We start from the raw sequence: 19423 nt of genomic DNA on the forward strand, positions 1-19423 counted from the left end.
TCTTGGCTATTTTGGATTGACGCTTTTTATCTGTCACCAGAAGTCCTCCTTACAAGCGGAAATCTTATATCCATACAATAGGGGGAGTCACCAAGACACCCCCCGTTGTTATGACGATCCGGAACCCTCCTATTACTTGCCTAGCTTAGCAATGGAAGCTTCTGCTTCCGGCTTATACTTCTCGGCAGTTGCAGTAACCGATTGATTGTCTACAATAATATCCTTCATGTAACCGGAGGTCGGATATTCCGGGTAAGCGGTTTCAAGCAGGATCTGGCCTGTGTTATTGATATGTTCATGCATCATAGCGACATCTTCTTCATGTGCGTAGATACTTTCCAGCCATTCCTGGCTAGGGAAATCACCGGTTTGTGTAATATCATAGGTATCTTCAAAAGCCTGATAGACAGCCTGCGGATCTTTCACACCTTTGGGAACGAAGAATGCATTCTTGCCGTTATCGGCATAGGTAACTTCAGGCGATCCGGAAGGTCCGTTCGGGAAAGGAACCACACCGAAATCGAAGGTCAGATCGCCCAGGTTCCAGATCGGAGCCGGGAACATCGCTACATCGCCATCCTTGAAGGTATTGAACTCGTCATAGCCGACTTTGTCTGCGCCTTTGACTTTGACTACGTTCTCTACGTTGTACAGACGGTTAATGAATTCAGCCGCCTCAATAACCTTCGGATCAGTCAGACCCTGAGTGCTTGTTGCTTCATCCACCAGCTTGCCGCCGTTGGCAGCGGAGAAGTTGCGCAGCATATCGATTGCCCAGCCCGAGAAGCCGTAAGTATCGATTTTGCCGTCATTGTCCGTATCCTTGGTGGCCTGCTTGGCAACTTCAACGAACTTATCCCAGTTCCACTGTCCGCTGGCATACAGCTCCTGCAGGTCAGGAAGCCCCAGCTTCTTGAACAAATCACGGTTGTAGTGAATACCGGCTCCCCCAACGCCAGGTTCAGCGAAGGCATAGTCCTCATTAGCAATTTTAGGCGCCTTCACCAGCAGATTAGCCTCGTTGTTGATATTGGAAGCCGCTGTTGTATATTCGCTTACTTTCATCAGCTGTCCCTTGAGGATCGCAGGCCAGGCCGAGTTGTACTCCATAATTACGATATCAGCAAAAGGTTCACCCGTAAGCGCGGTTGCCGTGAATTTGGGCATGAATTCTTCGAAGGGAACATTTACAAATTCGAACTTGCAGTTGTACTTTTGCTCCACTTCAGTAATCTTGGCCAGACGTTCCTTCTCGGATGCGGAATTGCCCGCAGGCTTCAGATCCCACCAGGCCGCTACCTTAATTACACGTCCGCCCATATCAACAGGTGCTGCCGTCGGTTCCGCTGTTGCTTCTGCCACTGCCTCTGTAGCAGCAGGCTCAGCCGTCGCATTAGCCTTGGTATTATTGGCTGCATTGTTGCCGCCGCTGCAGGCTGTAAGTAAAAAAACAAAACACAATAATAAAACTGAATACCCCTTTATCTTTCTCATCCGTCAAACCTCCCATGATAATTGATAAATGATGAATACTTCAGTGCTGCCACATCTCTTATAAAGCGCTTACAATGATGGTTAAAAAAATAACAAAAGCCCATTTACCTTTGTTTGTTTTTCACACCGCCCCTATTTGTTATTGTTTATTTGTTTTTCTTAGCATAACAAATATTACCACCAGGCAGGAAGATGGTCAATAATATTTTATTAAAAATCCTTATTTTAACATAATAAAGGCTTGTTTACGTGGGAAAACCGCTTATCTCTTGTTGAAGTCGTACAACAGTGTTATCTTTATCATAACAAAATAACATTATATAAAAACAAAAAAGATAATATAAAACTATAATCATAATAACAGATAGATTCATAGGCAAAACCATTTTCAGAAAACTAAAAAAACAAGTGTTAGTCTACTCTTCTTCATGTAAAATTGGAATGTAGTTCTTCTGAAGAGACTAAATAAACTGACTAAAGTAGGATGATTTCATGCGGCGTAAAGTAACTATCCAATCCATAGCAGATTTTACGGGGCTATCTAAATTTGCAGTGTCACGGGCATTATCCGGCAAACCCGGTGTAAGCACACAGACCAGAGATATGATTTTCAAAGCCGCAGGGCAGCTTGGATACTTTAAAGACTCAACCACTGTACAGCCTCCGGGTGAGCTTATCGATCTGGATGCCCGCAAATGGTCGGGAACCATTCTGATCTTATTTCCCAACATCCGCTACCAGAATCCGGACTCCTTATATTGGGGCCCGCTGTTCAACGGCATCTCTACCCGGCTGGATCAGCGGGGCATTAATGTGCTAACGCTGACAGAGCCCAAAGATGATTCAATGTTCTCGCTCCTCAATCCCGAGGCCATCATGGGGGTCATTACAGTCGGCTCCATTTCCACACCGATTCTGGCAGAGATCAGGAGTCTCGGCATTCCGGTCATGATGGTGGATCACTACGATCCCAGCTTTCCGTGCGATTCTATCTTTACCGATAATCTGTCCTGCATGAGAGAACTGATGAACCTTGTCATCAAAAAGGGCTACCGCAACTACCAGTTCCTCGGCAACATCCGTGATGCCCAGAGCTTCTATGAACGGTTCCTGGTCTTCCGGGCCTCACTTGAGGATAACGAGATCGAACTTAAGCAGAACCCTTCCCTTAACGGGCCGGAAATTGATAATTTCCGGGAAACCTTCACTGCGGCTGTTACCGAACACGGTCTGCCCGAGGTTTTTGTATGTGCTAATGATATCTACGCTTTGTTCGCCCTGGAGACGATGGAGATTATGGGTATGCCCGTTCCTGACAATCTGGTGTTTACCGGTTTCGATAATACGCACCCCAACCTGCCGTTCCTGGCAACCGTTAATGTAAACAAGCAGCTGCTCGGTACAAGAGCTGTAGATCATATGCTGTGGAGAATCCTGAATCCGGGTACAAGCTATGAGAAGATCCTGATTCAGGCAGATCTTATTGTCAGGGACTGAGGAAGGTAAGCCGGGCGTATGTTGCCGAACATAATTACTACGGGTAAATCAAGAGGGAGCTTAGCGGCTGCGCATGGAGCTAGCCATTCTACCACTGGAACTTCGGCGGGTCCTCATGGCCCATCCATGTGCGAAGCGGACTGAAATTCCTCTATCCTGCGGGATCTGGGGAAATTACGGGGGGATCGGACTGAGATTCCGCTAAGTCTCCTAATCATCCTCATTTTAAGCTCAAAAGAACAACATAACGGAATCTCAGTCCGTTTCAGCCTTATTATGAGGTTTTTTGGAGAAATAAGGGAATCTCAGTCCGCTCAGACCTCCATCTAAAGGTGGTAATGATATATGGCTGCTTCAGAAGATAACAGCTTAGACACCCTGACTTTTGAAATGTTGATTGATATATCCAAGAAATATACGAATCTCTCTAAGCATAAACGGGTATTAGCTCCGGTAGTTACTTCAACTATATCTCTATATGTAAATGGACTTAGGTTAAATGAAGACGAGGGTGAAGTATTTGTAGTCACTGAGTTCTTCGAATCCCTTACCCGTCAAGGGAGAATCCCGATGTATACCTGCTCTTGTGGTATTTTTGGTTGTGGAGGATTTTATATTGATGTTCTGTATAAGAAAGAAACAGTCATTTGGGGTACAGAACAAGCTACTTTCACCAAGTACATTTTCACAAGGGACAATATCGTACGTGTTGCGGAGGGATTGATTAATAAGCTGGTGGAATTACACCAATTGTTACAGGAGCATGAGCTTCAGACTTTTCATGACATTGAAGCCTATAAAGAGAAGCTTGCCTGGTTTCTTAATCCCGTAAATAATCAACTAAGCTAACTACAATTATCATCACAAAACAGCGGCAATCCAAGACTTGTTACTGTCCCGGGCTGCCGCTGTTTCTGTTTACCAGAATATAGCGCAAAGCTTCTATTATTTAACCTGTTCCATGAACGCCTTATAATCCTGGACGATCTCTTTAGACAGGGTGTGGTGTAGGTAATGCTCCCCTTCAAGCGGGATCAGTTTGCCGTGCACAGAATCCTTCACTTGCCCTTCATGCAGCGTCTGCCAGCCCTCAACATCTGTATTATTAGCCTGTATGAAGAGGAGCAGCGGGAGCTCCTTAGGGAATGCCAAAGCCTGAGCCGCTGTAAAGTTATCATTGAAATGTTTCATTTCATTCATAGTAGTGTCGTTGCTGGAGTTTTTATTCGAGATCATTTTCATCTGCTGCTTGATCTGATCATCATATGGCAGTCCGGCATACGGGTCACCGCTCAGCTTCTTGAGCATTCTCATCAGACCTGAGTTGTCCAGAAACTTAAACAGTCCGATGGGCATTTCAGCATCCATCCCGCCTTGTGTCGGCACACTGCTGTCGATTCCGACAAAAGCAGTCACTTCGTCTGTGTACTTGTTCACATAATCCAGTCCGTATATGCCGGCAATGGAATGCCCCATCAGCGTGTAACGGTTAATACCCAGCTGCTGCAATGCCTCATGAGTTTCACTGGCAATATTATCGTTAGTCCGTTCCTTATCGGTTCCATCACTTAATCCATAGCCGAACGGCTCAACCGCTACTACCGTGTAATGCGGAGACAGCTCATCGATCAGAGGTTTGAAATCCAGTGCCGGAGCGCCCGTGCCATAACCAGGCAGCAGCACCACAGTTTCCTCGCCCGTCCCTTGAATCAGTACATTCATCTTTTTGCCGTCTACAGGCACCAGCTGGCCGTAAGACTCAATTTTCCCCTGCTCCGATTTGCTGCTGATAATATTCACTACAAACACAACAGCTAAAAAAAGCACTATGGCGATCATTATGGCCGCAATAGATTTAAGCGTAACCCTAAGCCATTTTTTCATTATACATGCACCTGTCCTTATCGTTTGATTAAGATCCTTACGAACCAATAAGGTAAGCTTACACAATGAAGATGTACTCCCCGTGACGGCAATATGAACTGAATATGAACAGCTGCATACAAGTGGAAACGGCTACGCCGTCCTATAAGGACGGGGTGTTTCAGCGAGCAATAGAAGGATAAGTTACCGTGCGAAACATATAAATTCTTATATTTGAACAAAATCACCTTTATGGGTGAATCAGGGTGGTGTTTATGCAGCCTGTGCAGCTCATGCTGGTACTACGGCTACCTCACAATACTCCCCTCTGAATACTTTCTGGGCAGTCCCTGGGAAATGAGGGGCACTTCTGCCCCTCATTTCCTCTTGCCGCTCACTTTCGGCGGACTCAAGGGCTCTTCTGACCCTCATTCCTGCTTGCCGCCCACTTTCGGCGAATTCAGAGGGATTTATCCCTTTAATTTACCCATGCCGCTCACTTTCGGCAGATTCAGGGGCACTTCTGCCCCTCATTCCTGCTTGCCGCCCACTTTCGGCGAATTCAGGGGCACTTCTGCCCCTCATTCCTGCTTGCCGCCCACTTTCGGCGGATTCAGGGGCACTTCTGCCCCTCATCCCTGCTTGCCGCCCACTTTCGGCAGATTCAGGGGCACTTCTGCCCCTCATTTCCCCGTGCCGCCCACTTTCGGCGGAACCGGAGGGATTTTTCCCTTTAATTTACCCATGCCGCTCACTTTCGGCAGATTCAGAGGGATTTATCCCTTTAATTTCTCCATGTCGCCCACTTTCGGCGGAATCAGAGGGATTTATCCCTTTAATTTCCCCATGCCGCTCACTTTCGGCGGATTTAGAGGGATTTATCCCTTTAATTTCCCCGTGCCGCCCACTTTCGGTGGATTTAGAGGGATTTATCCCTTTAATTTCCCCATGCCACTCACTTTCGGCGGATTCAGAGGGATTTATCCCTTTAATTTCCTCTTGCCGCCCACTTTCGGCGAATTTAGAGGGATTTATCCCTTTGATTTCCCCATACTGCCCACTTTCGGCGGATTCAGAGGGATTTATCCCTTTAATTTCCCCATGCCGCCCACTTTCGGCGGATTCAGAGGGATTTCTGATACAAGAACAACAATCGGCCTCCAGAGAAGGTTCCTGCTCCAAATTCCAATGTAACTTATCCACAATATTATGCACATATTATCCACAATAGACGAGTAGCATGATTTTCCAGTCAATGAAAAAAAGCTGAGGCAACCTGCACAAGCCAAAGCTTGAGCAGGTTGCCTCAGCATGAACAGACTAATCCGCCGGTGCAGATACCGGCAGGGTGACAATGAAGCTCGCGCCCCGTCCCGGCTCACTCTCCACCCGGATATCACCTTGATGGAGCAAGACGATTTGCTTAACAATGGCCAGTCCCATACCGCTTCCGTTATACTGGCGGCTGTGGGAACGGTCGGCCTTGAAGAACCGTTCGAAGATCCGCTTCTGGTCCTCAGGCAAGATCCCGATGCCCGTGTCGGATATCCGCACGGTCACGTTCTTATAATCTTGCTTGATACTGACGCTGATCACGCCGCCATCCCTGGAGAATTTGATGCTGTTCCCCAGCAGATTCGTCCACACCTGATTGAATTGATCATGGTCAGCCGTCAGCCGGACGGCCTTCAGATGAAGCTCGAAGCTGATGCTGCGGGCCGACCATTGCGGCTGGAGTGCAACGATTACCCGTCTGATCTGTTCATCCAGGCTGAATGTGGTGAACTGCAGCTGCCGGGACTGCGATTCCAGCAGACTCAGCTTCAGCAGACTGTCGCTCATCTTGGACATCCGCTCCGCTTCGCTGATGATAATATCCAGATATCGGTTCCGCTCGCCCTCCGGGATATTCATCTGCTTAAGCGCCAGTGCATACCCGGATATGGAGGTCAGCGGTGACTGAACCTCATGCGACACATTGGTGACGAATTCCCTGCGCATCTGCTCCAGCTGCTGCAGATCACGCATCATCTCTTCGAAGCTCCGTGCCAAAGTACCAAGCTCACCCTTCTGCTTAATATTCAGCTTCACATTGAAATCTCCGGCTGCGATCCGCCGGGTCGCGTTGGTCAGCTTTTTGATCGGCCGGACCAGAAACATGGCAGCAACCAGAATCACGAGACTTCCTGCTACCAGCGAATAGATCGAGAAGTTCAGAATCCATGTCAGGACAAAAGAGGTGGAAGGAGGACCGATGGGCTCTACAAACATCGCTTTCGTCCCCGCTTCAGTTGTGAGCGGCAGCCCTAAGAGCGTAGTGGAAATCCCCGTTGGATTAAGCTGAACAATTTTCCCGGACAAGACTTGCTTCACTTGTTCCGTGGTCACGTTAACCGGCTTATTCTCATGCAGCTCCCCGAAAGACTGAAACTGGCCCGTCTGTTCATAAATCCGGATATGGTAGGATTCAAGTTGTTGCATTCCATGTACGAACGCATCTGCCTCACTCAGCGGGAAGGCGTCATAGATCCGCACAATATCCTGTCCGAAGCGCAGCAGGGGGAGCTGCAGATTCTCGTTTAATTTATCTCTGAACAGCCATGTAGCCACAAAAAAGGAAATAACCGTACCCCCGATTACGGAGACCAGGAAGGTCAGGACAACCCGGGTATATAAGGATTTGATCATTCGGTAACCTCAAGCCGGTAGCCCAGCCCGCGCACAGTCTCGATGCGAAAATCAGGTGTAGCCGTAAACCGTTCCCGCAGCCGCTTGATATGCACATCTACCGTCCGGTCATCCCCGGGATAATCTATTCCCCAGATCTGATCGATCAGCTGCTCACGCGTATAGACTTGTCCGGGTGTCCCGGCAAGCTTGTACAGCAGTTCGAACTCCTTGAGCGGCAGCGACAGCGATTCCGTCCCGCTGATCACCTTGTAAGTCTGCCGGTCAAGGGTAGTGTTGCCGATCCGGATCATCTGTGCGCTGCCAATCCGGTACCGTTTGAGCAGCGCCCTGACGCGGACCGTCAGCTCCAGCGGATCGAACGGCTTGGTCAGATAATCATCCGTGCCCAGCTCGAACCCCTTCACCTTCTCCCATGTCTCGCCTCTGGCCGTCAGCATCAGCAGCGGAAGATCGGGATCGGCTTTTCTAAGCTCCTTACATAGCGTCCAGCCGTCCATCACCGGCATCATAATATCGAGCACGACAAGATCGACATGCTCTCTGGCATAGACCTCCAGTGCTTCCTTGCCGTCCGCGGCTTCAGCTGTTGTGTATCCATCATTACGCAGAAATAGGCAGACGAGTTCGCGGATGTTCGCATCGTCGTCTGCAACAAGTATAGTAGGCATCCGTTCCCTCTTTTCGCATTGTCCGGCCTGTAATGATATTCAGAAATAAGCTTAACTTCCCCTGCGGCAGCTTCCTGTATTCACCAGCACCCGCTAACCCGCTAAGTTCCGAACCGCTGCCGGTACCCGCATTTGCGGCACAGCTCCTCGACTGCCTCCCGGCGGGAGAAGCCATAGAACAGGTTGTTCGCCCGCTCACCCTCAACAATCTCGGAGAACGGCTTCTCGTGAATGTTGCCAAGGTTGATTACCCCTTCGCCATCGAGGCAGCACGGCACAACCGTGCCGTCCACCAGCACCGCCGCCTGGCTGCGCAGCGCATGGCAGAAGCCCTTGCCGTCGTCCTCCGGCTCGTGCAGAGCCGGCCATCTGAACTCGTGATCCTGGTTCAGATAGACACGCGGGGCAATCTTCACCCCGCTGCCGGGGACGACCTTCTCTTCAATCCGGAAGTCGAGCCCGAAGGCCTCCTCCAGCAGAGCCAGCGTCTCGCGGTTGCGGCTTTTCTCCAGATTCGTCCGGTTGTCCTCCGTCAGGTTCCACAGCCTGAACGAGACAATGACGCCCTGGGCGGATATCTCCCGGACGAAACTGATAATCTCCGACACATAGCCTTCGCGGTTCTCGGAGCCCGCATGGCCATCGAAGCTGTGCAGCGAGAAGTTCATCTGCCGCAATGCCGGCTTGCCCAGCAGCTTCGGCCCCGCCTTATGGATCAGCGTGCCGTTGGTCGTGATGTTGACCTTGAAGCCTTTGGCATGCGCTGCATCCAGCAGCTCGCCGAGCTTCGGATGGAGCAGCGGCTCGCCTTTGACATGCAGGTAGATATGATTGCTATGCGGTTTAATCTCATCGAGTATGGTATTGAACGTCTCCAGCTTCATGAAATTCTTCTGCCGCTCGGTTGGCGGACAGAAGCTGCAGGCCAGGTTGCAGACGCTTGTAATCTCGATGTATACCTTTTTGAAAGTCTTCAAGTTCCGCTCCCCTTTTCCAGTCGTACATCCTAATTCAGGCCGTACATGCCCGTACAGCTATAGATCCGAGGCGTAGCGCAGGCCGATCTGGCTTCTTGCTTCCTCCATCAGCTCGGCAACCGCCAATGAATTGGCATGACTGTTAGTTCCGCTCTCCCGCTGGCCGCTCTTCAAGAGATGAATGAACTCCTGAATCTCATAATACATCGGCTCGAACACCTGCGGCAGCGTAAGCTCTTCGATGGTGCCGTCACGGTAATGGATTTTGACCTGATAGGGCTGGTTGATCTTGTCGATGACCATCGTCCCGTTCTCACCCTGAATCTCAGCCGGCAGATAAGAGTCGGCGATCTTGGAATGCATGACCACGGCATCCATATCCGGATAACGCATTACCATACTGCCTTCGCCGTCCACTCCGGAGGAGAGCATCATGCCCACTGCCTTCACCGAGTCCGGCTTGCCGAACAACGCCACCATGGGATACAGGCAATAGATGCCCAGGTCCATCAGCGAGCCGTTCGAATATTCCGGATTGAAGGCGTTCAGCACCGTGCCCTGGCGGTAAGCATCGTATCTCGATGAGTATTGACAATAACCGGCGAAATATCGCCGCACTTGACCCAGCTTATATAAATTATCCCGGATTACGCCAAAATTCGGCATAAAGGTTGATTTCATCGCTTCCATCAGCAGCACATCATTGCTGCGCGCCGCGTTAATCATTGCCTTCAGCTCTGTGCTGTTAGAGGCAGCCGGCTTCTCGCAAATGACATGCTTGCCATGGTTCAGACAGATTAAGGACTGCTCCGCATGCATCGAATTGGGGCTGGCGATATAGACCGCGTCCACCTCTGCGCCGGATACCATCTCCTCCAGATCCGTATAGATCGAAGCTCCTGCATATTTTGCGGCAAAAGCCCGTCCCTTCTCCTCTGTACGGGAATACACGGCTGTGAGGATAAATTCCTCATTCTCCAGTCCGGCTTGAACGAAGCGGTCAGTAATCCAGTTAGTGCCTACGACCCCGAAACGAATTGTCATGAATGATCCCGTCCTTTTTTATAAATATAAGACTATATATCCGAACACAATTAAATATCCTTCTATTTACCGCCGAGCCTATCCCATCCTTACTCAGGACAGCAGAAGGGTTTCAGCATGTCATACTGATCTATAACTGCTATTTTCTCATTCCGTGGTAGGTATGTCCACTTTTCAGCCGTAATTTCCGACAAATTCCGCTAGATTCCGCTTGTGAAAAAAAGCACCTGCATAAATGCAGGCGCTTCGTCTAATATGCAATGTTTATGCAGTGTTTATGCAATCTTTTATACAGCTTCTATACGATGCAGCTTCTATACAATCGTCCAGCCGCCGTCTACAAACAGAGTCTGACCGGTAGTGTAGCTGGAGGCATCCGAGGCAAAATACAGCACCGCCCCGTTCAGCTCCCCCGGATTGCCGGGCCGGCCCATCGGACAGACCGCGTTGTACATCCGCAGCGCCTGCTCGGTGAACAATGTGTTCTCCGTCATCTCGCTATGGAACAGGCTGGGGCCGATCGCATTCACAGTAATGCCGTGCTTGGCATACGTAGCCGCCACACCCCGGGTCAGGTGGATCACTCCGCCTTTGGCCGCATTGTAGGAATGGGTAGGAATCGAAGCCGATGCCGTGAGGCCCAGCATGGAGGCGGTATTGATGATTTTGCCGTATTTGCGTTCCTTCATGTGGCGGATGACATGCTTCGACATCAGGAAGACACCCTTCAGATCCGTATCGAGAACGCGGTCCCAGGCTTCTTCCTCCAGCGCATCAATCGGCACAGAGTCCACCACACCGGCGTTGTTCACCAGAATATCAATTTGGCCAAAAGTCTCCATCACCTTAGAGACTGCGGCGATAATCTCATCTTCTTTTCTAACATCACATTCAACAGGGATAATCCGCCGCTCCGGATATTTGGCGCGAAGCTCTTCGGCCACTGCTGACAGCTTGTCGTATCGTCTGGCCAGTATGGCCACATCCGCACCCTGATCAGCCAGCATGTCAGCGAACTGCACACCGATTCCGCTGGACGCACCGGCAATAATGGCTGTCTTGCCTGTTAAATCAAAAAGGTTGATCATCATAATCCTCCTCAAATTTGTCAGATTAGGCTATAACCATGAATGTCTCCGTCTTTGTACCTGCACCAATGTTTCCTTTTATAAAGAGCTCTCCGCAGTCTCAGGCTGCAGCTTGTTCTCCCACCAGTCCCAGCGGAGATAGCAGTAGGGCAGGAACTCCATCGGATGGAGCGGTTCCAGCACCTTACCCTTCTCCAGCACATTGGTACTGACGGTATAGACGGCTCCCAGCATCTTAACGACTTCAAGCTCACTCCACGGATCATGCGGGGATTCCTGGAACATAACCGATGCTTCCGCAGCTTTATACACCTTGACGTCGCTGACCAGACGCTGGGTCACGAGGATTGGCATAAGGTCGAACCCGTTTCCGTCCACCGCATTGGAATATTTGATATTGTACAGCGGGATGTCCTTGCCGTAGAATTGCTCCAGAATCCCTTCAGCTTCAGGATCATTGAAGACTTCACCCATTTGAGCGTGTATGCTGAAAAAATCAATCCCCTGCCGGCCGATCGAGCCGCTGATGGAGTCACCTTCTACCTGCATGCGGACATCCGCCATCTTCTTCGGCAGCCCGCACACCTCACGGCCCATCGCCATGCCAATGTCGCTGGTGATCGGCATCGACAGGCAATAGTTGCCCAGCTCCCCGTTGTAATCGGCCAGCACGAACAATCCGGCTTCACGGTAAGGCGGACAGAAATTCGTTGCCGGGTAATCGGCTATAAAGGCATTCACCAGCGGCCGGCCCGCAGGCTTCAGCGGCTTCGGCAGCAGCCGTTCAATAATCTCCGGCTTCGTCTCCCAGTAGACCGTCAGCATCTCCGCATCATAAAAGGTCGTCGGTTTGCCTCCGTACTGCCGGATATCGGCCAGGCTTTTCACAAAACTCCCCATACATGATCCCTCCTCGAATTGGTATTACTTCAGCACATAAGCGGTCTCGAAGCCGGACTGAATGGCCTGGCCAATTCTGCCCGGCTTCGCGGCGTCGCCAAGCACCTTCACCTGCGGCATCGCCCGCTTAAGCTCATCCACGAAACCGCGTTCCGGCTTAACACCGATGGACAGAACTACGGCATCGGTATCCTGAACGGAAATATCACCCGTTGATACATTCTCCAGCACTACAGCACCCTCCCGCACCTCCACCAGCTTCGTTGAGGCCAGCAGCTGTACACCGTTCTTCTTCAGCCGGGTGACGATATCGATCAGGTTCGGCAGATAGGCATCGGGTCCGACCCTTGGCTGCATCTCCACCACAGTGACCTGATTCCCCTGTTCAGCCAGATATTCCGCCGTCTCCAGACCTGTCATTCCTGATCCAATTACCACAGCCCGCTTATCCCTGATTACTGCCGCCCCGCTGAGCACATCCACCACTGTGCTGACATGCTCACCAGTCACTCCGGGGATTGCCGGAACAATTGGCCGGGCCCCGGCAGCTACGAATACCGCGTACGGGTCAAGCGCCTGCAGCTCCTCCAGCGTTGGCTTCTCTGACAGCCGCACATCCACATGCAGCTGTTCCAGCTGATGCTCCATGCTGTCCAGGAACCAGTTCAGCTTCTCCTTCAGCGGCGGACGGCTGCCCAGCTCCACACTGCCGCCCAGCACATCGCGCGCCTCGAACAGCACAGGCTTGAACTTCCGCTGCGCCAGAACCCGCGCTGCCTCCATGCCTGCCGGTCCGCCGCCGACCACGGCCACGACTCTGCCGTCTCCGTTCTGCTGCGGCTCAGGGAATTCCAGCTCCCGGCCTGCCCTGGCATTGACCGCACACTTGATCACCTTGCACTCCATCACTTCCTGGATGCAATACAGACAGGAGATACAGGTTCTGATCTCTGCTTCCCGGCCTTCCGCAGCCTTATTGCCCCACTGCGGATCAGCCAGCAATGCTCTGCCAAGCGCCACGAAATCGGTATTGCCTTCTTCCAGCAGACTCTCGGCAAAATCCGGTTTGCGGATCACATCACAGGCGATGACCGGAATCTGCACGGCCTGCTTCATTGCGGCGGCAAGATGCTTCTTCCAGCCCTGCGGATAGGAGATCGGCTCGATAATCGTATTCGACGACTCATAAGTGCCAGCACTTACATTAATGCAGTCCACACCGAGCTTCTCCAGCTGCTGCGCGGTAAGCAGCGCTTCTTCGAGCGTAATCCCGCCCGGCACGAATTCATCCCCGTCAATCCGCACAGAGACCGGGAAGCCTGCTCCGCAGGTCTTCTTGATCCCCTGCACAATCTCGCACAGGAACCGCATCCGGCCTTCCAGTGCTCCGCCGTATTTGTCGGTCCGCAGATTGGTCAGCGGGCTGAGAAATTGACCGATCAGATAGCCGTGGGCGCCGTGAATTTCAACCCCGTCGATTCCTGCCAGCTGGGCAATGTACGCCCCGAAGACGAATTTGCCCACCAGCACTTCCACTTCCTCTGTCGCCAGCTCCCGGGGCATTTCACCGATGGCTGAGGACATGACTGCACTCGGGGCGACAATCTGCTTGCCGCCGATTAGTCGGCCATGATTCTGCCGGCCCGGATGCTGGAGTTGTAGGAATATCCGGCTGTCATGGCGGTGTACAGCCCGGGCCAGCTTTTCCAGGCGGGGAACATACAGCAGGTCGCTTGCGTTCAGCTGATTGGGTGTGCCCACTCCCGTCTCATTGTCCACGCGGGTAATCTCCGTAATAATCAGACCGCAGCCCCCTGCAGCACGTTCTTCATAGTAAGCAATCATCTCATCCGAGGCTTCGCCGCTGGCCGTAGCCAGTGATGTGCCCATAGCAGGCATCACAATCCGGTTTCTAAGCTCAAGGCGTCCTATTCTTCCTGCTGCAAACAGTTTCTCGTATTTCATCTGCTCAGCACCTCCACCCTTAGTGTAAGTCCGCCGAGACTTTGTGAATATATTTACAAGCGCCAAAAATCACTTCTTTATAGTGCACAGTGCACTATGATAATAAGGGGGCGATACCAATGGATATTTCCTTAAATGAACCGCAGCGTGACAGACTCGAAACCGAGCATTTCACCGCAGCCTTATTCACGGCATACATCTCAGGGGCCGGCCTTGCCGGCATTGTACAGACAGCTGCAGGACTGCTGCACAATCCCGTGATTGTTTTTGACGCAAGCTTCAGAATTGTCGCCCATTCCGGGCGTGAGGATATCGATGATTACATCTGGAGCGAGAACATCCGCAAGGGGTACTGCTCTTATGATTTCATTGCGGCTGTGAACAGAATGGAGAGTGTCCGGCGGGGCAAGCAGAGCGATGCTTCCTACGAAGTGGCCTGTGAAGAAACCTCCAACACCAAGCTGATCTCCAAAATAAAAGTAGGCGGCAAACCAATCGGCAATGTGCTGCTCCTGGGCTGCAAACATCCCTTTCGGCCCATAGACAGTGAACTGCTGTCCCTCACCGCCACCGTGCTTGCCGAAGAAATGGGCAAGAGCAGCTACTACCGGAACGCCAAGAATATAAAAGTAGAGGATATCATCTGCGGGCTGCTGGAGCTGCAGCTGCAGGACAGCAATACCCTTCAGGAGCGGCTGCAGTCAGCTGACTTAAGGCTCGGGAAGGACCTGCTTGTGCTGCTGTTCGATCTGACCGGATACGTCGATTCGGGGCGTTATGATGACTATTTAAGAGAGCGCTTGCAACTTTTATTTCCCGGCAGTCCCTGCGCCTATTATGAGGGACGGATTGTGCTGATTCATAACGGCAGCCTCTCCCGGGAGCTCGCCTTCGGGCCGCTGCAGGAATTCCTCGTCCAGACCGGAGTCAGTCTGGGAATCAGCAGCATATTCTCCAGTCTCAATCAGTGCAGACTGCACTATCTTCAGGCGCAGAGCGCTATCCGGATCGGCCGGATTCTCTGCCCGGAACGCCATTTGACCTATTATGCCGATGTCCAGCTCTACGAGCTGCTGCCTGCAGAGGTGCTGTCAGGCGGCGAGCAGCGCTACCGCCATCCTGAGCTCCGGAAGCTGCAGGAATACGATGCCGCCCATCAGTCCAATCTGTACCACACCTTCTACATCTATCTCAAGCATAACCGGAACATGCAGCTCGCTTCCGAAGAGCTGTACATTCACCGGAATACCCTCCGGTACAAGCTCGACCAGATCAGCAGACTGCTGGAGACCGGCTTCAGCGATTCTGAGAAAATGCTCGCCTACTACGTTTCCTACAAAATCGCCGATTTCTGCGACAAGGCCCGGGAGCAGCAAGCGCAGCAAGAGGCGCTGCCTTTGCGGTAAGGGAAGGCCCGGTATATTGGCCGGGTGGCGAGGATCTGCTGCTAACTCTGGCTTGATGGGCGGGGCGCTGCCAATGCTGGCTTGACAGGCGGCGAAGGCTGCCAAGCAAGTTTGCTGGGCGGTGCGCTCTGCTGCTAACGCTGGCTTGATGGGCGATGCGCTTACCCTTACTCATACACACGCACACTCTTATCCATCCCCCTCCTCTTACTCATACACACGCCCACGCTCTTACTCAGCCAGGAAGCTGCCTGGCCGGATTTCATAACTATATAGAGTCTCCCCGAGACTAGCCGCAGCATTGATGCAGCGCGGCGGCTATAGCACTATTCGTTACAAGACACTAAGCACAGAACATAAACAGCCCCCGCTCCAGAAGGAGAGCGGGGGCTGTACTATTCCTATTCAGAGAGCGGGACCTGTATAGACCCCCGAACCTTTTTAACCGTAAAAAGCCTGCAGCTGGCGCACAATCTCCGCCTTATCATGATCGACCACAACCTGATGCTGCGGTAGCTCGAACAGGGCAGCAATCTGCGCCGGGAATTCCTGCTTGATGCCGGTCAGGGCAATCGCCTCGTCGAACTTGGCCGGATGCGCTGTCGCGAAGGCGATGCTTGTCTCACCCGGGGCGCTGAATTTCTCGTAAGCCGCAACCCCGCATGCCGTATGCGGGTCCAGCAGATAGCCGGATTCCTGCTCGTATTTGCTGATCGTCGCAAGGCATTCCGCATTCTTGACACCCAGCGCCGAGAAGTCGGCCTGCACCCGGGCAAACAGTTCGCCGTCAACCGTGATGGCGCCCTCACTCTGCAACGCAGCCATATATCCGGACAGCTTCACTGTATCCTCACCGAGCAAATAATACAGATAACGCTCGAAGTTGCTTGCTACCTGGATATCCATTGACGGGCTGTAGGTGCCCGTGAAGCTGCCCGGTTTGTATTCGCCGGTTAACACGAACCGTTCGAGAATGTTGTTCTCATTGGTGGCGATGATCAGCTTGTGGATCGGCAGCCCCATTTTCTGCGCCAGGAAGCCTGAGAAAATATTGCCGAAGTTCCCCGAAGGCACGCTGATATTCACCTTCTTCTTGTCACTCTCCGGAAGCTGCAGGTAGGCATAGAAATAATAGACCGTCTGCGCCAGAATACGCACGAAGTTGATCGAGTTGATCGCCCGCAGGTGATACCGTCCCTTGAAGTCGAGGTCGGCGAACAGCTCCTTGATGATCTTCTGGCAATCGTCGAAGTTACCCTCTACGGACAGGTTCAGCACGTTGCTGTCATCCACGGTCGTCATTTGCAGCTCCTGCACCTTGCTGACCTTGCCATGCGGATGGAGAATACAGATTTTGATGCCTTCCTTGCCGCGTACGCCCTGGATTGCAGCCGCTCCGGTATCGCCCGAGGTTGCGCCGAGAATATGGATAATTTCGCCCCGTACCTTGGCAATATAGGAATACAGCTCACCCATGAACTGCAGCGCCACATCCTTGAAGGCAAACGTAGGCCCGTGGAACAGCTCCAGCACATACAGGGAGTCGTTTACTTTGTGCAGCGGCGTGACTTCCGGAGCGCGGAAATTGCCGTAGCTGGTGTAGACCATTTCTTTCAAGTCATCATAGGGAATTTCGTCATTGGTATAGTAGGAGAAAATCTCAAGGAACAGCTCCTGGAAGCTGAGGCTTCTCCATTCTTCAAGCTTTTCAGGGGAAACCGCAGGAATCTGAAAAGGCACCATCAACCCGCCATCATCCGCCAGCCCCATCAGAACCGTGTCAATAAAGCCTCTTGCTTCCACCTTGCCTCTTGTACTTACATACTCCATACCCGCCTCATCCTCCTGAACCCCTCTTTATTTAACCTGCTGATATTAACTGACCATATAACAATACTCGCCATCATTATTAAGTTCGGCTTATATGGTGCTTAATTTTACTTTACATAGTAACACGTTTACGCGTTAAAGTCCGTTAATTATTGGCGTTATTTTTAAAATAAAGCGAAGTTTCGCCCGTATCCTATTCACCGCATTATGCCTATGGACACTATTTGTTCTGCAGCTGCTTCCAGACGGTTTTGTTGCTGTACTTCTTCTCTGTGCTGACATCCTGGCCGAACCATTCCGGGGCGATGAAGCTCTCCGCTTCCTCCAGCGAATCGAATTCAACCTCCAGCACCGTAAGCTCCAGCTGAGTATAGAGATCAATCTCCACCGTTGTGCCGTTCCATACGCCTGTGATGCGGGTTTTGACCAGTGCTACAGCTTTCACAGCCTCGATCATCTGATTATATAAACCTGCCGAAATGGAATATTCGATCTCCTGGCGGCTGATGCCTTTGCCATCCTTGAACGTATGTGTATAAGAAACTTCGCCCGTATCCAGGTCGGTAATTTTGCGTACCCGCAGCTCCTGCCCGTCCTCAATCGCTAAATACGTCTGGTCAATGCTGTGCCGGGTGAGCACCTTCAGCTGTCCTTCTTCAATAAGCCGCTCCGGGTATTCCGGCAGCAGGAATTTGCGTTCAATCTCCATAGCCATGCTGTTTCTCTCCTCTGTGTACGAGCCTAATGTTACATATTATTTATCATCATAGGGGCGGGTCCTACGCAAGTCAACCGGAAGCGGCGGATTCTCACGGAAACAGGCGGTCGATCGACCCGATGTCATAATCGTTGATGATTTTAAAAGATCCGCTGCTGTACTTGTCTCGCCGGGAGGAGTCACCGATTGAGATATACTTGGCGTCATCCACTCTAATCGAGAATCGGTAGTATTTGTTCACATCGATATGAATCCAGTAGCTTCTGGTGAAATCATGGGAAGCATAAGAGCTTCTTAACTTCACGCCGGCAAAAGCATTCATGATCCCCGCGATTTCTGCCGGATCGGTCACCGTGACCACGACGTCATCAGCCGTTTCCGGCAAAGACCGGGTAATTTCTATCGAGGTGATATCCTGCAGGCTGATGCGGCTGGACACCCTTGCCTCGAAAGAGGTGAACATCTGTACAATCGTACCTACGTGATAAACCGCAAGCCCCAATAGGAAAATAATCAGGAAGACCCGGCCCAGCGTAAGCTTCTTCCGCTTTTCCGGCTTCCCCCGCCTTCCAGGCCCTCCCCGCTCTCCCGGCTGCTCCACATTCTCCGGCCCGTTCAACCGTTCCGTCTCCGTCACTCCAAGCACCTCCTCCGAAATCAAGCATTGCTTCCATTATATACAATATTGGTTACAGTAAAAACCTCGCTTGCCAGCTATGTATGCTAAAACCCGCTCTTGCCCGGGTGTACAGGTACAAAACCGCTCGTTGGGCAAATGCGGGTGGATGTTAGCGGAAGCATAAAGTATGGGTGAGGGATTGGCGGGAGCTGCGGCTTGCGAGAGCTGCGGCTTAGCGGGACGGCGGGGATTGCCGGATTTGGCGGGACGGCGGGACTTGCTAAGGCTTTGCCACCCCTCGACTAGTATGAGGAATGAGATTCCGTTATTTGGTCAGATCAGGCGAAATCACTGGCCAATCGGACTGAGATTCCGCTATGTGTTCCGAAATCCCTCATTTTAAGCCCGAAGTCACAAGATAACGGAATCTCAGTCCGCTTCACTCCACCGGCGATCCCACTAAGGCCCACTTTCGGCAGATTCAGGGGCACTTTTGCCCCTCATTCTCGCCCGCCGCCCACTTTCGGCGGATTTAGGGGCACTAATGCACCTCGTTCCCGCCTGACGCCCACTTCCGGCGAACTTCATTCCTCTCTCCAGCCCACTTCCCGCGGATTCAAAGGGACTTATCCCTTTCATTCTTCCATACAACCCACTTCTAGC

At 51.8% G+C, this 19423-nt stretch carries 16 protein-coding genes; 3 read left to right on the plus strand and 13 right to left on the minus strand.

What is annotated here, in order from left to right; translation table 11 throughout:
* Positions 1-132 precede the first annotated feature (132 nt).
* Positions 133-1494 carry an ABC transporter substrate-binding protein gene (locus tag NSU14_RS27230; RefSeq protein WP_336101346.1) on the minus strand — a complete coding sequence of 454 codons (1362 nt, stop codon included), beginning with the start codon at positions 1492-1494 and terminating at the stop codon, positions 133-135.
* Positions 1495-1986: 492 nt separating this feature from the next.
* On the opposite strand from NSU14_RS27230, the gene NSU14_RS27235 reads away from it, so the two are divergent.
* The gene (locus NSU14_RS27235) at positions 1987-2991 is read left to right on the plus strand and encodes a LacI family DNA-binding transcriptional regulator (protein WP_340947903.1); all 1005 of its coding nucleotides are present in this window, start codon (positions 1987-1989) and stop codon (positions 2989-2991) included.
* 345 nt (positions 2992-3336) lie between these two features.
* Positions 3337-3840, plus strand: a complete 504-nt coding sequence (locus NSU14_RS27240; RefSeq protein ID WP_042133764.1) for a hypothetical protein — start codon at positions 3337-3339, stop codon at positions 3838-3840.
* 96 nt (positions 3841-3936) lie between these two features.
* On the opposite strand, the gene NSU14_RS27245 is transcribed toward NSU14_RS27240, so the two are convergent.
* The 9 genes from NSU14_RS27245 to NSU14_RS27285 all read right to left on the minus strand — a co-directional run bounded on the left by NSU14_RS27245 (position 3937) and on the right by NSU14_RS27285 (position 14187).
* A complete protein-coding gene (locus NSU14_RS27245) occupies positions 3937-4875 on the minus strand; it encodes an alpha/beta fold hydrolase (RefSeq protein ID WP_340947904.1) in 939 nt (312 codons plus the stop codon).
* A gap of 717 nt (positions 4876-5592) precedes the next feature.
* On the minus strand, positions 5593-6069 hold the full coding sequence (locus NSU14_RS27250) for a hypothetical protein (protein ID WP_340947905.1): 477 nt from the start codon (positions 6067-6069) through the stop codon (positions 5593-5595).
* 105 nt (positions 6070-6174) lie between these two features.
* Entirely contained in the window at positions 6175-7542 is a 1368-nt protein-coding gene (locus NSU14_RS27255) for a sensor histidine kinase (RefSeq protein ID WP_340947906.1), read from the minus strand.
* A complete protein-coding gene (locus NSU14_RS27260) occupies positions 7539-8213 on the minus strand; it encodes a response regulator transcription factor (protein WP_042133756.1) in 675 nt (224 codons plus the stop codon). The genes NSU14_RS27255 and NSU14_RS27260 overlap by 4 nt, the downstream gene beginning before the upstream one ends.
* A gap of 101 nt (positions 8214-8314) precedes the next feature.
* On the minus strand, positions 8315-9190 hold the full coding sequence (locus NSU14_RS27265) for a radical SAM/SPASM domain-containing protein (RefSeq protein ID WP_042133754.1): 876 nt from the start codon (positions 9188-9190) through the stop codon (positions 8315-8317).
* 57 nt (positions 9191-9247) lie between these two features.
* Positions 9248-10234 carry a Gfo/Idh/MocA family protein gene (locus NSU14_RS27270; RefSeq protein ID WP_042133752.1) on the minus strand — a complete coding sequence of 329 codons (987 nt, stop codon included), beginning with the start codon at positions 10232-10234 and terminating at the stop codon, positions 9248-9250.
* Between the two features lie 314 nt (positions 10235-10548).
* Complete coding sequence (locus tag NSU14_RS27275; protein WP_336102344.1) at positions 10549-11325, minus strand: SDR family NAD(P)-dependent oxidoreductase; 777 nt, start codon at positions 11323-11325, stop codon at positions 10549-10551.
* Between the two features lie 75 nt (positions 11326-11400).
* The gene (locus NSU14_RS27280) at positions 11401-12222 is read right to left on the minus strand and encodes an acetoacetate decarboxylase family protein (RefSeq protein ID WP_083705687.1); all 822 of its coding nucleotides are present in this window, start codon (positions 12220-12222) and stop codon (positions 11401-11403) included.
* A gap of 24 nt (positions 12223-12246) precedes the next feature.
* Positions 12247-14187 (minus strand): NAD(P)/FAD-dependent oxidoreductase, encoded by a 1941-nt coding sequence (locus NSU14_RS27285; RefSeq protein ID WP_340947907.1) that lies wholly within the window; start codon positions 14185-14187, stop codon positions 12247-12249.
* Between the two features lie 119 nt (positions 14188-14306).
* Between NSU14_RS27285 and NSU14_RS27290 the strand changes: the two genes are divergently transcribed.
* Positions 14307-15593 (plus strand): PucR family transcriptional regulator, encoded by a 1287-nt coding sequence (locus tag NSU14_RS27290; protein WP_340947908.1) that lies wholly within the window; start codon positions 14307-14309, stop codon positions 15591-15593.
* Positions 15594-16034: 441 nt separating this feature from the next.
* On the opposite strand, the gene thrC is transcribed toward NSU14_RS27290, so the two are convergent.
* The 3 genes from thrC to NSU14_RS27305 form a co-directional block, all read right to left on the minus strand.
* Entirely contained in the window at positions 16035-17423 is a 1389-nt protein-coding gene (gene thrC, locus NSU14_RS27295; RefSeq protein WP_340947909.1) for a threonine synthase, read from the minus strand.
* 220 nt (positions 17424-17643) lie between these two features.
* A complete protein-coding gene (locus NSU14_RS27300) occupies positions 17644-18138 on the minus strand; it encodes a CYTH domain-containing protein (RefSeq protein WP_042133743.1) in 495 nt (164 codons plus the stop codon).
* A 94-nt stretch (positions 18139-18232) separates the two neighbouring features.
* Positions 18233-18778, minus strand: coding sequence for a hypothetical protein (locus NSU14_RS27305; RefSeq protein ID WP_042133741.1), 546 nt, complete (start codon positions 18776-18778; stop codon positions 18233-18235).
* Positions 18779-19423 lie beyond the last annotated feature (645 nt).

Source organism: Paenibacillus sp. FSL R10-2771 (genome assembly GCF_038000205.1).
Lineage (GTDB): Bacteria > Bacillota > Bacilli > Paenibacillales > Paenibacillaceae > Paenibacillus_AQ > Paenibacillus_AQ phytohabitans.

Bases quoted from the DNA above. Each gene is read 5' to 3' on its own strand.
- NSU14_RS27270 (WP_042133752.1), bottom strand. From the start codon at position 10,234: ATGACAATTCGTTTCGGGGTCGTAGGCACTAACTGGATTACTGACCGC.
- NSU14_RS27275 (WP_336102344.1), bottom strand. From the start codon at position 11,325: ATGATGATCAACCTTTTTGATTTAACAGGCAAGACAGCCATTATTGCC.
- NSU14_RS27235 (WP_340947903.1), top strand. From the start codon at position 1,987: ATGCGGCGTAAAGTAACTATCCAATCCATAGCAGATTTTACGGGGCTA.
- NSU14_RS27245 (WP_340947904.1), bottom strand. From the start codon at position 4,875: ATGAAAAAATGGCTTAGGGTTACGCTTAAATCTATTGCGGCCATAATG.
- NSU14_RS27285 (WP_340947907.1), bottom strand. From the start codon at position 14,187: ATGAAATACGAGAAACTGTTTGCAGCAGGAAGAATAGGACGCCTTGAG.
- NSU14_RS27300 (WP_042133743.1), bottom strand. From the start codon at position 18,138: ATGGCTATGGAGATTGAACGCAAATTCCTGCTGCCGGAATACCCGGAG.
- NSU14_RS27240 (WP_042133764.1), top strand. From the start codon at position 3,337: ATGGCTGCTTCAGAAGATAACAGCTTAGACACCCTGACTTTTGAAATG.
- NSU14_RS27260 (WP_042133756.1), bottom strand. From the start codon at position 8,213: ATGCCTACTATACTTGTTGCAGACGACGATGCGAACATCCGCGAACTC.
- thrC (WP_340947909.1), bottom strand. From the start codon at position 17,423: ATGGAGTATGTAAGTACAAGAGGCAAGGTGGAAGCAAGAGGCTTTATT.
- NSU14_RS27230 (WP_336101346.1), bottom strand. From the start codon at position 1,494: ATGAGAAAGATAAAGGGGTATTCAGTTTTATTATTGTGTTTTGTTTTT.
- NSU14_RS27280 (WP_083705687.1), bottom strand. From the start codon at position 12,222: ATGGGGAGTTTTGTGAAAAGCCTGGCCGATATCCGGCAGTACGGAGGC.
- NSU14_RS27255 (WP_340947906.1), bottom strand. From the start codon at position 7,542: ATGATCAAATCCTTATATACCCGGGTTGTCCTGACCTTCCTGGTCTCC.
- NSU14_RS27290 (WP_340947908.1), top strand. From the start codon at position 14,307: ATGGATATTTCCTTAAATGAACCGCAGCGTGACAGACTCGAAACCGAG.